Source organism: Pectobacterium zantedeschiae, assembly GCF_004137795.1.
Classification (GTDB): domain Bacteria; phylum Pseudomonadota; class Gammaproteobacteria; order Enterobacterales; family Enterobacteriaceae; genus Pectobacterium; species Pectobacterium zantedeschiae.
In genome coordinates, this window is sequence record NZ_NWTM01000001.1 from 1,001,790 (window position 1) to 1,014,811 (window position 13,022).

Annotated in this window: 10 protein-coding genes; all 10 read left to right on the forward strand. The window is 51.9% G+C overall.

The window, feature by feature from the left end; translation table 11 throughout:
• Positions 1-3: 3 nt before the first annotated feature.
• The 10 genes from tssM (at position 4) to CLR69_RS04560 (ending at position 13,017) form a co-directional block, all read left to right on the forward strand.
• Complete coding sequence (gene tssM / locus CLR69_RS04515) at positions 4-3,621, forward strand: type VI secretion system membrane subunit TssM (RefSeq protein WP_129711188.1); 3,618 nt, start codon at positions 4-6, stop codon at positions 3,619-3,621.
• 14 nt (positions 3,622-3,635) lie between these two features.
• Positions 3,636-4,343, forward strand: a complete 708-nt coding sequence (tagF, locus tag CLR69_RS04520; RefSeq protein WP_129708209.1) for a type VI secretion system-associated protein TagF — start codon at positions 3,636-3,638, stop codon at positions 4,341-4,343.
• Between the two features lie 11 nt (positions 4,344-4,354).
• Complete coding sequence (gene tssA, locus CLR69_RS04525) at positions 4,355-5,377, forward strand: type VI secretion system protein TssA (protein WP_129711189.1); 1,023 nt, start codon at positions 4,355-4,357, stop codon at positions 5,375-5,377.
• Between the two features lie 78 nt (positions 5,378-5,455).
• Positions 5,456-5,986, forward strand: a complete 531-nt coding sequence (gene tssB / locus CLR69_RS04530; RefSeq protein WP_129708203.1) for a type VI secretion system contractile sheath small subunit — start codon at positions 5,456-5,458, stop codon at positions 5,984-5,986.
• Positions 5,986-7,488 carry a type VI secretion system contractile sheath large subunit gene (gene tssC, locus CLR69_RS04535; RefSeq protein ID WP_129711190.1) on the forward strand — a complete coding sequence of 501 codons (1,503 nt, stop codon included), beginning with the start codon at positions 5,986-5,988 and terminating at the stop codon, positions 7,486-7,488. Before tssB ends, tssC begins: the two co-directional genes overlap by 1 nt.
• A 305-nt stretch (positions 7,489-7,793) precedes the next feature.
• Entirely contained in the window at positions 7,794-8,276 is a 483-nt protein-coding gene (locus CLR69_RS04540; RefSeq protein WP_129708197.1) for an Hcp family type VI secretion system effector, read from the forward strand.
• A 128-nt stretch (positions 8,277-8,404) separates the two neighbouring features.
• Positions 8,405-9,286, forward strand: coding sequence for a peptidoglycan-binding protein (locus CLR69_RS04545; protein ID WP_129711191.1), 882 nt, complete (start codon positions 8,405-8,407; stop codon positions 9,284-9,286).
• Positions 9,287-9,297: 11 nt separating this feature from the next.
• Positions 9,298-9,696, forward strand: coding sequence for a lysozyme inhibitor LprI family protein (locus CLR69_RS04550; RefSeq protein WP_129711192.1), 399 nt, complete (start codon positions 9,298-9,300; stop codon positions 9,694-9,696).
• A 718-nt stretch (positions 9,697-10,414) separates the two neighbouring features.
• Positions 10,415-12,229 carry a type VI secretion system-associated FHA domain protein TagH gene (gene tagH / locus CLR69_RS04555; RefSeq protein ID WP_129711193.1) on the forward strand — a complete coding sequence of 605 codons (1,815 nt, stop codon included), beginning with the start codon at positions 10,415-10,417 and terminating at the stop codon, positions 12,227-12,229.
• Positions 12,226-13,017: a PP2C family protein-serine/threonine phosphatase gene (locus tag CLR69_RS04560; RefSeq protein ID WP_129711194.1), complete on the forward strand. Its 792-nt coding sequence runs from the start codon at positions 12,226-12,228 to the stop codon at positions 13,015-13,017. Before tagH ends, CLR69_RS04560 begins: the two co-directional genes overlap by 4 nt.
• The last annotated feature ends 5 nt before the right edge of the window (positions 13,018-13,022 follow it).

Below are 13,022 nucleotides of genomic sequence, written 5' to 3' on the forward strand. Positions count from 1 at the left end.
TCCATGCTGAATATACTTCTTGCTGTGCTGACCAGCCGCCTCACTTGGGGTTTTATCGGTATTACCGCGCTCGCCTTTATCATCTGGGTGATTGGCCCTGTGTTCTCTATTGCCGATTCACGCCCGCTTGCGCCAGAGCACAATCGCATCATCAGTATCGCGTTGCTCTATCTGGTGTGGGGACTGAGTCAGGTGATTCCGCGCCTGTACAATTCCTGGCTTAATCGCAAGCTGATGTCGAGTCTGGAAACCAGCAAAACCGCTGCACCAGAGCGCCTGACCAGCGAAGAGCAGGTGCTGGCGAGCCGCTTTTCTGAAGCGACGGGTATCCTGAAAAAGGCGCACTTCCAGCGCAACAGCAGCAAAGGTGCTCCGTTCTGGGCGCAGCGCTTCAGCCATCAATATCTCTATCAACTGCCGTGGTGCATGATCATCGGGGCACCGGGTGCGGGTAAAACCACGGCGCTGGTCAACTCGGGTCTGCAATTTCCGCTAGCGGATAAATTCGGTAAAGCAGCGCTGCGTGGTATTGGTGGTACGCGCAACTGCGATTGGTGGTTCACCAACGAAGCGGTGCTGCTGGATACTGCCGGACGTTACGCCACTCAGGATAGTCAGCAGGAACGCGATGCTAGCGAGTGGCATCACTTCCTCGACCTGCTGCGTAAGTATCGCGGTCGCCAGCCGATTAATGGCGTAATCGTCACACTGAGTGTGTCAGACCTGCTGACGCAATCACCAGAAGCGATGCGCAATCAGGCTATCGCACTGCGTCAGCGCCTGATGGAACTGCACGATCGCCTCGGCATCCGCTTCCCGGTGTACGTGCTGGTGACTAAAACCGATCTACTCAAAGGTTTCCGCAGTTACTTCGGCTCTCTGGATAAAGCGCAGCGTGAGCAGATCTGGGGTTTCACCTTCCCGTGGGCACAGGCTTCTACCACTGATTTCGAGCTCAACATCCAGTTTCAGAAGGAATATTCACTGTTACAACAGCGTCTTGATGCAGGTTTGGCTGATACGTTGTTAGCAGAGAGTGATGCACAGGCGCGCGCAGAGGTCTATCTGTTCCCGCAGGAGTTCGCCGCATTGCGCCCGCTGCTGGCGGATGCGCTTGATACATTGTTCGCGCGTTCAGATTTCGAAACCCAGTTCGCGCCACGCGGTATCTATTTTGCCAGCGGTACACAGGAAGGTCTGCCGTTTGACCGCGTGATGGGGGAGTTGAGTCGTGCTCTGCATCTGCCGAACCAGCGTGACGGTGAGTCCAATAACTGGGATCAGGTGGATAAAAACGCGCCAATTCCATCAAACAAAGGACAAAGCTTCTTCCTCAAAGGTGTATTGGAAAACGTCATCTTTCAGGAATCAGGACTTGCGGGCAGCAACCGTTGGTGGGAGTTGCGCAATCGTGCCGGTTTGTGGTCTGGCTATCTGGCATTGCTCGGGTTGGTACTGATTGCCGGTGGGCTGTGGGTTACCAGCTACAGTAAAAATAAATCTTATCTGCAGGAAATAGCGGGTAAAACGCCGCAGGTTGAGAAACTCGGACAGCAACTACAGCGTGAAGGTGACGGCGACTTATTCGCCCTGGTGCCGTATCTTAACGCTCTGTTGCAGTTGCCTAAAAGCGCTGATTTTTCACTGGAAGCACCGCCGCAGACGCGCCGTATGGGGCTATATCGGGGGACTGAAGTTAGTGATGCCACTCAGGCGCTGTATAACAAAGCGTTAAAACAGCTTCTGTTGCCGCAGGTGGCGCAAAACATTACACGTTGGCTGCGCAACGATAATGGCAGCGATGCTGATTATAGCTACGAAGCGTTGAAGGCGTATCAGATGCTGTATCAACCGAAGCACTACGACGGTAAATTCCTGCAAGCATGGTTGATGCTCAATATCTCACGTGAGCTGCCGCAGAACGTCACTCAGCAGGAAGTTAAACAACTGGCGTGGCATCTGCAACAACTGCTGGAGACGCACATCCAGTCTTCGCCATACGCGAAGGATGATGCACTGGTAAAGCGTGAGCAGGTACTGATTAATCAAATGCCGCTGTCACAGCGAGTCTATGGACGTCTGAAACGTCTGCTGCAACGTGATGGTAGCCTGCAATCGGTGACGCTCTCGGCGCTGGGCGGCCCACAGAGTGAACTGGTGTTCTCGCGTAAAAGTGGTCAGTCGTTTAATGATGGTCTATCAGGCCTGTTTACGCCGGATGGTTACTGGCAGCATGTTGATAAACAAATTGCACCAGTGACGCAGGCACTGTACCAGGATGATGTCTGGGTACTGAACGGCATCGTGCCGCAAGAAAACAGTCAGCAAACCGATCTTGCTGTACGCCAACGGTATGTACAGGATTACATTCGCCAGTGGGAACAGTTCCTTGGTGATATCCAGCTCAACAGCAGTGCTGATTTATCGCAGCGCATCAACACCGCGCGTTTGCTGTCCGGCAACCATTCACCGTTACGCCAATTGGTGATCAACCTGGGCAAACTGCTGACGCTGACGCGCGTTCAGGCGGATGAAAAAGAGGCACTGGTACAACCGTCATCTGGCAACAACGCGACGCGAACGCTGGAGGCGCTGTTCAACTCGTCGGACGCTAACGCAGCACAGGGACAGGGCGCGACACAGCCGTCGCCGGAGCAGGCTGTTGCTGTGCATTTCGCCTCGATTATTGAGTTGGCGCAGCCGTTGCAGCCGGGAGGCAACGTGCTGGCGGTGGACGATTTCCTGCATCAGATTGACGATCTCTATCGCTATCTCACGGCGGTACAGGATGCGGCCAACAGCGGCATGCCACCACCGTCGAACGATGCCATTAGCCGCCTGCAGGCCAGTGCGGGTCGCCTGCCGCGCTCACTGGAGAATATGATCTCTAGTATGGCGGTCGGTGCCAGCAGTGATGCACAGCGCCGTGACATGGATAATGTGCGCAAGCGCATCACTATGGAAGTTGGCAGCTTTTGTCGCCAGGCGATCGCCGGTCGTTATCCGCTGGTCCGCAGCGCTCGCAGTGAAGTGACGCCTGACGATTTGGCGCGCATGTTCGCGCCCGGCAGCGGCCTGATGGACAGCTTCTTCCGTGACAATCTGTCCAGCAAAGTGGATACCACTCACGCCGCGTGGCGCTTTACGCCGGGTATTGACGGTAAAACGTTGCCGGGAGGGGAAGCGTTGCTGCGTCCGTTCCAGCAGGCGCAGTCGATTCGTGACGCTTTCTTTGCCAACGGTGCCACCACGTCATCGTTTCGCATCACGCTACGTACGGTGAAGATGGACAACGAGATCCTCAACCTGACGCTGGATGTTGACGGTCAGATTCTGCGTTACAGCCACGGCCCGCAGGCGGTGCAGATGGTGAGTTGGCCAGGCCCTGGCGGCACCAGCCAGGTGCGAATGCAGCTTGGCCTGACTAATGGCACAACCTCGACACTGGTCACCAGCGGCCCGTGGGCACTCAATCGCTTCTTCGATCGCGCCCGGCTGACCTCAGTCGGTGGTTTAACCCGCGAAGCCAGTTTTGATGTCGATGGCCATCAGGTCACGCTGTCGTTCACGCCTGGTAGTATTCGCAACCCGTTCCAGCTTCCCAGCTTTGGCTGCCCCTGAAACAGGAGCTGATCATGACTCATTACGCTGCCCCCGGCTGGTACGGAAAATTGCCCAGCTCGGGTGACTTTGTTAAGCGACGTTTCCCCGATGCGCTCTATCGGCAGTGGTCCAACTGGTTTCAGGTCGGACTGCATCACTGGAAAACCAGTGAAGAGAGAAATAATGCACCGTCGCGCGCCTTTCTCAACGCGCCAGTGTGGAATTTTGTAGTACCGCCAATGCTCGGTAGCCAGTTGATTCAAATGGGGTGCTTAATCGCCGCGCGCGACAGCGTCGGGCGTAACTATCCGTTGTGCGTACTGCGCCATTTCACGCCAGCAGAGTGGTCGCCAGCGCTGCTGGCATGTTCCGGTGAGTGGTATCAGCAGGTTGGTAATATGCTACTGCGCGTGGTGCGGAGCGGCGGAACGCCAGAACAACTGGATCAGGCGCTACTTAGCATTCCGCAACCGCAGGGGCATGGCGAACCATCGGGCATCCTCGACATGGTTGAGACGAGTAACGGCTTATCAACGCTGAACTGGCAACGGCCGGGTGACAGTTTTGACCCGCAGTTCTACACCAGTTTCTGGTGGACCAATCAGAGCGACGGTTTCCCACTTTATACCCAGATGCACAGCGGCAATTTCACTGCACAGCTGTTTTCGCTGCTGTTCGACCCAGCCGGTGGAGCAAAACCCGGACGAAACGGACTTTATCCACCCATGTTTGAATCCTGAGACCAACGCGCATGACGATGAATATAGTTGATGCCTTGCTGGCACCGGTCAGCAGTGACAATCCCTGCGGCGACAACCTAGAGTATCACGCAGATTTTCAGGCGATGGAGCAGGCTGGCACGGGCAAAGCTGAGCAGCAGTTCGGTAACACCATTATCCCGGCAGAACCAGCGGACTGGAATAAAGTTGAAAAGCTGGCGATTGACTTACTGAGCCGCAGTAAAGACTTGCGCGTGATGTTAGCGCTGACTCATGCATGGACTGAATTGAAAGGCCTGCCGGGTTACGCTCAAGGTCTGAAACTGATTGAGCAGGCACTGCTGCTGTACTGGGAACCACTGTGGCCGCGCCTGAAAGAATTTAGTGAAGAAGATCCGTTTTATCGCATCAATGCTGTCGCGCTACTGGGGGATAAATCGGCGTTGAGTAGCGCGGTACGCCAGTCCTGGCTGCTGCGCTATGCCTTGGACGGTATCACGCTGCGCGATGCCGTGGCGCTATGTGACGGTAGCAAAACGAACGTTTCCGAGTATCCCGGAGGTTTAGCTCGCCTGACTGATGAACTGGCGCGCGGCGAACAACCGGGTACAGAAGCGGTTCTGCAAATAGCGGGGCATTTACAAACGATCAGTGAAACCCTTGCCGAACGGTTGGGGGAGTCGGCGGTACCGGAACTGGCGCAACTGCGTAAACAGATTGCGATAATCGCCGAACGTTGTCAGGCCACCGACCTCAACGCCTTACGGCCCAAGGTTGCCACTGAGCACGCCGTCGAAACGTCCGCACGGGGTGCGCTTGCTCCTATGCATACTGCCGCCGACTGGCGCAGTTCTCCGCTCACTTCACGTGCCGATGCGCAGCTGATGCTAGAGAAAGTGAAGCACTATTTCACGCTACATGAGCCCAGTCATCCGGCCCCGCTGATGATTGACCGTGTACAGCGTCTGATCGAACTCGACTTTATGGACATCATCCGCGATCTCGCGCCAGATGGTGTACATCAGATGGAAAATATTTTTGGACGCCGCGACTAGCGAGCGTAACAACTCACCGCAGCGAGACCAGCGCGCCTCCTGCGAGACTTTATCCGCGCATCATTAATGGAGAAACCCATGGCACCAACGAAATCCAGTGGGCAAAAGTTCGTTGCCCGCAATCGCGCGCCTCGCGTTCAGATCGAATATGACGTGGAAATTTATGGCGCGGAACGCAAAATTCAGCTGCCGTTCATCATGGGGGTATTGGCGGATCTGGTGGGGAAACCACTGGAGCCACAGGCCGCCGTTGATGAGCGAAAATTCCTCGAAATCGACATCGATAACTTTGATGAACGCATGAAAGCGCTGAAGCCACGCGCCACCTTTCAGGTGGATAACACCCTGAACGGCGAAGGTAAACTGAACATCGACCTGACTTTCGAAAGTATGGACGACTTCTCGCCAGACGCCATCGCGCGCAACGTTGAGCCGCTGAGCAAGCTATTGGACGCGCGTACTCAGTTGGCGAACTTGTTGACCTATATGGACGGTAAAAACGGTGCGGAAGAGCTGGTTGGTAAGATTCTGCAAGATCCCACGCTACTGCAGGCGCTGACGCATCTGCCGAAGCAGGACGATACTGCTGAAGGTAAGGAAGAGCGCTAATGACCCAGACTTCACAACCGCAGCAACCGCAGGGCGCAACCCATTTTAGCCAGGACGAATTCAGCGCACTGTTGAACAAAGAGTTCCGCCCGAAGAGCGATCAGGCACGTGAAGCGGTAGAGCGTGCGGTGAAAACCCTGGCGCAGCAAGCGCTGGAAAACACGATTACCGTATCAAGTGATGCGTACCGCACCATCCAGGCGCTGATCGCTGAGATCGATGAAAAACTGTCTCAGCAGGTGAATCAGATCATTCACCACGATGATTTTCAGACGCTGGAAAGTGCGTGGCGTGGCCTGAATTATCTAGTGAGCAACACCGAAACTGACGAGATGCTGAAAATTCGTTTCATGAGCATCTCCAAAAAGGAGTTGGGGCGTAGCCTGAAACGCTTCAAAGGGGCGGGATGGGATCAGAGTCCGCTGTTCAAAAAAATCTACGAGCAGGAGTATGGCCAATTCGGTGGTGAACCGTTTGGTTGTCTGGTGGGGGATTACTACTTTGACCACAGTCCACAGGATGTCGAACTGTTGGGTGAAATGGCCCGTATCGGTGCGGCCGCACACTGTCCGTTCATTACCGGCACTGCACCGGGTGTAATGCAGATGGAATCCTGGCAGGAACTGGCTAACCCACGCGATCTGACCAAAATCTTCCAAAATACCGAATATGCCGCATGGCGCAGCCTGCGTGAATCGGAAGATGCCCGTTATCTCGGTATGATGATGCCGCGTTTCCTCGCTCGTCTGCCGTATGGTATTCGCACCAATCCGGTTGATCACTTTGATTTTGAAGAGCAGACCGACGGTTCTAACCACAGCAACTACACATGGAGCAATGCGGCTTACGCGATGGCAGCCAACATCAACCGCTCGTTTAAAGAATACGGCTGGTGTACCGCGATTCGCGGCGTGGAATCCGGTGGTGCAGTCGAAAATCTGCCGTGCCACACTTTCCCGAGTGATGATGGCGGTGTGGATATGAAATGCCCGACCGAAATCGCCATCAGCGACAGACGTGAAGCCGAGCTGGCGAAAAACGGTTTTATGCCGCTGGTGCATCGTAAAAACTCTGATTTCGCCGCCTTTATCGGCGCACAGTCGTTGCAGAAGCCGACCGAGTATCACGATGCTGATGCCACAGCCAACGCCCGTTTGGCTGCCCGTCTGCCTTATTTGTTCGCTTGCTGCCGCTTCGCGCATTACCTGAAATGCATTGTACGCGACAAGATCGGTTCTTTCCGCGAGCGCGATGACATGGAACGTTGGTTGAATGATTGGGTGATGAACTATGTTGATGGCGACCCAGCCAACTCCTCGCAGGAAACTAAATCGCGTAAACCATTGGCTGCTGCCGAGGTAACGGTAGAGGAGCAGGAAGACAATCCAGGTTATTACGCAGCGAAATTCTTCCTGCGTCCACATTATCAGCTAGAAGGACTGACAGTTTCACTGCGCCTGGTATCGAAACTACCATCGCTGAAATCGAATGAAAATGGATAGCTTAGAGTAAGGGCGGTTCATAGGACTCATTGGCACAGTGAGCCATAACGTTTTTTAATTTATTAAAAATAAAGCCAATGTTCTTAATTGACGTGATTTATTACGCCGATGAGTAAAGTTATTCACTATTTTTTATTAACCCACCACTCGGGGTAATAAAAATCCCTCTGAATAATACATGTAGCGATATTCAGAAAACGAGGCAGAGGTAAAATATGGACTGTTTTATTCAGCCCCATGCTTTCCTGTTTGCCATAACGATGCTTTATCAAAGCAGAATATAAACCAAGCAAGAGAAGATAATTATGGCTATTGATATGTTTTTAAAAGTTGATGGTGTAACTGGTGAGTCTAAAGACTCTAACCACACCGGTTGGACTGATATCGACTCCTTTTTCTGGGGCGCTAACCAACCGGGCAATATGTCTGTAGGTGGTGGTGGAGGTGCTGGTAAAGTTAATTTTGTCGACCTGAGCGTTAATGCCTTAATCGACAAATCAACAACCGCAATTCTTAAATATTGCGCAAGTGGTAAGCACCTTTCCAAAGTTGAACTTTCAGTTTGTAAAGCGGGTGGTCAACAAGTGGAATATGCACGCCTCACTTTAGAAGATGTACTCGTTACTTCCGTTAACTACACTGGCTCAGACGGTGGTGACACTGTTGGTATTACTTATGCTTTCCAGGCATCAAAAGTGAAGCAACAGTACTGGGAACAAACTTCATCCGGTAGTAAAGGCGCTGAAAGCAGTGCAGGGTGGAATATCAAAGAGAATAAAGAAGCGTAATAAACGATACGCCTCCAGAGAGGAGGCGTATCTTTCCTGTTCAGGGAAGCCGTAATAGCGTTTTATGCTAATTTTCCAATCGGTTTACAAGGACTCTCTGAATCAACATCATTATGCGGAGACGATAAATGAGTATTTCTGGTTCGGTTGGTGTAGGTGGCCGTAATCATTACAGCGATGTGAAAACAGTACAGCAGCTGTTACAGCGTAATGGATTTCCCCAGCTTCGAGATGATGGTCGCATGGGACCTAAAACTATTGAAGCGATTAAGCGTTACCAATCTCGTTTTATGTCTCGCCCAGATGGTGTTATCGATATCCATGGTAAAACGTGGAGTAGTTTGATGCGCGGAAGTGTGTCAGGAAATGCTTCGGTACGGCCAGCGGTTCCGCCAGTAAATAACCCTTTATCCGGGCCGCTTGTGGTGTGTGCAGGGCAGGTAACCTTTGATGCAGAAGGGGATGATTCTTCCTCTAGCCGCTATTTCAGTCGCCATATTCACTGGCCGGAAAAAATGGAATCAGGTGTCACTATTGGTCGGGGTTACGATCTGGGATCGCGTTCTGAGGCCAGTGTCTCTAGTCAACTTCAGGCCGCTGGAGTGCCTGTGAACCAGGCAACAATGATCGCCAGAGGAGCTGGCTTAAAAGGGGATCTGGCTCGACGGTTTGTTCTTAATAATCAAAACAGTATTGGGACAATCAGTCATCAGCAGCAAATTAACTTGTTTGAGGCAATTTATCCGACCTATGTGCAACGTGCGCAGACAAATTACAATAATTACACTGACGGGCAGCCTGGCAAAGTTGGCTGGGAACATCTTCACCCTGCTATCAGAGACATTATGGTGGACTTTGTCTATCAGGGCTGGACTAAAGGTCCCCGTCCAATGATGGCGGGTATGACCAACGACTTTGATACACTAATTCATTATATTGAAAATACGCCAGCTATGAGAGAAGGTGAAGCTGGCAGGCGTCGTGCAAATTACCTTCGTAAAAATCGATAACAGGAGTGAGTATGAAGTTCGTACATGGATTGGTTTTGGTGACGTTCTCTTTCTGCGCCAGCGCTTCGGCACTTGCGGAGGATATTTGTGCTAAACAGCCTTCAGATGGCGCGCTTTATCAGTGCACTGTTCAGCAGAAAAAGTTCGTGGAAGATGAACTCAATAAAGAATACCTGACTGCTAAAAAACGTATTGTACAAATGTACGGTACGCAGAAAAAACTAGCTGATGACTATGTTGCAACGTTGGTTGATACCCAGCGCAACTGGCTTAAGTACCGTGATGGTCAGTGTAAGTTGGAAGCTTTTGCCGCTGAGGAGGGTAGCAATGCTCATGAGGTTGCCACCAACCTCTGTGTTGTTCGCATCGATAAAGAGCGCACTGATATTCTGAAACAGTTGCCTTATTAAATAAGCTTATGACGAAATTTTTATTTACCTCGGTGTTGGTAATAAGTTTTTTTCGTTACAGTCTGCTTACGTAACGATGGGCTGCGGACAAGGTGACAATGATCAAGATATTTATTTTGGCGCTGAAAAAGATAGAAACGAAACTGAGCTTAAGTTGAATAAATAGTACAAGTCAGCTAAGGAATGAGTTGAAGGTTTTTATAAGTTAATTTCATCAAAAGAATAGCCTGCTGGAAAGATTACTATGAATTATAGTGATGGTTTTTTATTTCTATAGGCGCTCTTTTTTATTCTGGCTATATGTATTCATCCTTATGAAATGTTTATATTTAAAAAGCTCATTAGAATATAAGCCTATCGCTTCTGTATTAAGGGTTAAAGGGCTTGAGTTTATTTAAGCTTAACGTATCTTTATCCAGTTAATTAACTTTTTGGTATTGTAATAAATTTCTGAATCAACGATTAAACCCCAGTCAACCTTTGTAGAGTTGTCATTCATGGTGACCTATTTCGTGCTCAACGGAATAGTATTTACCGCAGCGTACAGAAATCAAATATCCCTATAACCTAATACTAGCCACTTAATGAAGCTGTTAGGGAAACACAGGGACACCTCGTGTATCTCAATGCTTAAACGTTCGGCAGTACGCTATACCCGGCATCTTTCCCCGAGAGATGTGAGTTATAGATGCCAAACCGCTAACCGCAGGAACCCGTTATGCGCTTTACGATAATAACGACTAAACCCGGTCATCAGCCGCCGCAAATCTGTTGTGACTTCCTTCCTCCCGGTGGCACCATTGGTCGAGGGGTTGATAACAATTTGGTATTACCCGATGACGACCGAACCATCTCTCGCCTGCAAGCGATTGTGCACATCACGGCGAATGGCGAATGCCGTCTGACCAACCGTGGCAATGTGACGCGCGTACAGCTCAACGACATCCCGTTGGAGCGTGGCAGTCAGGTTGAATTGCAGGATGGCGATGTGCTGCGCATCGGTGATTACCAACTGTTAGTTAATGATTTCAATAACGCGCCGCAGTTGCAGGCTGCACCGGTCGCGCCATCGCCTGTGGTTAACCCCACTATCATCGCCGATGAACCATTGACGGAAAAAGCCAGCAACACTGCGGCGATCCCCAGTGAAATCTGGGATAGTCTCACCAAAGAATTTTCGATCTCTGATGATTTGTCGACGCATAAGAACACGGTGCCTGAACAGCCGATGGCAAACCCGTTGACAGCGCCCGCAGGTGTTGAACGCAACCCGGAAGATCCTTTAGCACAGTTACTCAGCGATGCGCCGCTGAATATCGGGCAACCATCGCAAAACACCAGCCTATTTGATGAAGGTGATGCGCTTTTTGCTCGGGAAAGCATCTTTGACGATCGTACGCCGAGCACGCTATCAGCGCAGCAAAATGCGGCAGCACAGCCGCAGATGGAAAACAGATCAACCGAGATCGAACCGCTCAGCCTGTTTGGTAACCAGAGTTCTACAGATGCGCGTAGTCACGACGATCCGCTCGGTTTGATGATGGACAACGCGGTGCCGCTGACACAACCTGAGACTCTGGTTGCTAAGCCTGAACAGCCGGAACCCATCGCCGAAGCGCATTCTGGAAGCGTTCCAGTTGAACTGGCAGATCTCTGTAGCTCACCGCTATTTGATAACACCGATATGCAGGCTACCAGCGAATCGTTGTCGAGCCGTGAACCCGAGCCGGAGCAGCATGAAACCGTCAATCCACAAATGGATTATGGTGGTATCACGCTGCCGACACCGCAGGCGGTACCGCGCACGCTATCGCCAACGCCGAAAGGGCGTTTGCGTATCGACCCGGTCACCTCCAGCACCCAGGCCGATACATCTACAGAGGGCAGCGCAGTCAGTCAAAGCAGCGGCGATCTGCTGAAAGGAGATCTGCTGGATGCACTGCTGGAAGGAATGGGTCTGCGCGATCTGCAGTCGACACCACAGTTCGACCGTGAGCAGATGCTGCAGTTTGGCCAGATGCTCAGCATGTTCTCGCAGGGTACGGTGGCACTGCTGTCGTCGCGTTCAATTCTCAAACGCGGCGTAAAAGCAGATATGACGATGATTCTTGATGACGCCAACAACCCATTTAAGCTGCTGCCTTCCGGCAAGACCGTGTTGATACAGATGTTCGGCAGTCGCATGCCGGGTTTTATGCCGCCGCGTCAGGCAGTACGTGATGCGCTGATCGATCTACAAGCACACCAGTTGGGGATGATTGCCGGGATCCGCGCCATCATCGCCTCAATGTTGCAATCCTTTAATCCGGATCAGTTAGAAGAAGAGGCGCGTCAGGCGGGAGCGGTCTCACGTCTGGGTTTACCCGGTAGTCGTAAAGCGGCGCTGTGGGAACATTTTGTGGAGCGCTACGGTGAGACGGCTGGCGAGATCGAAGACGATTTTCACACCCTGTTTGGTGAAGCGTTCCTGCATGCCTATGACCTGGAAGTTAATCAGTACAAAGACTCACAAACCCACACGGATGCCACATGAAGATCACAATTGCTTCCATGTCGAATCAGGGCGACCGCACCAGCAATCAGGATCAAACTGGTGACGCCATCGGTGAACGCTCAGCCTGCTTCGTGGTGTGCGATGGCGTAGCCGGATTTCCTGGTGGTGATGTTGCGGCAGATATCGCTCGCAGTAGCCTGATGGATGCGTTCGACGGCAATACGCACCTTAATGCGCAGTCGATTCGCGACTACGTCAATCATGCCAACCACTCGATTCGTCAGCAGCAGAAGGTCAGCAGCGAACACAGCCGCATGGGCACTACGATGGTGAGCCTGTTTATTGACCGCGACTTTGAGCTCGCCTACTGGGCTCACGCCGGAGATAGCCGGCTGTATCTGTTCCGACGCGGCTATCTCTATCACGTCACCACCGACCACAGCCTGGTACAGCAGATGAAAGATGCTGGGCATCAGACTGAAGGCATTAACAACAATCTGCTCTATTTCGCACTCGGCATGGGTGATGAGCTGCGCGATGCCAGCTATAGCGATGTGGTGGGGATTGAAGACGGCGATGCTTTCTTGCTGTGCACCGATGGTTTCTGGAATGGCGTGACACAGAACCAAATGCAACAGTCGCTGCACATGGTGAATACGCCAGAAGAGTGGATGACGCTGATGCAGCAAATTATCAAAAATGGCCAGTTAGATAATGGACAACAGGATAACTTCAGTGCGCTGGCAGTCTGGATTGGATCACCGCAAGACATCACTTTACTGCACTCGCTATCCGACGCGGCGCAGTTTTCCCCCCTTCGAGATTGAGAACG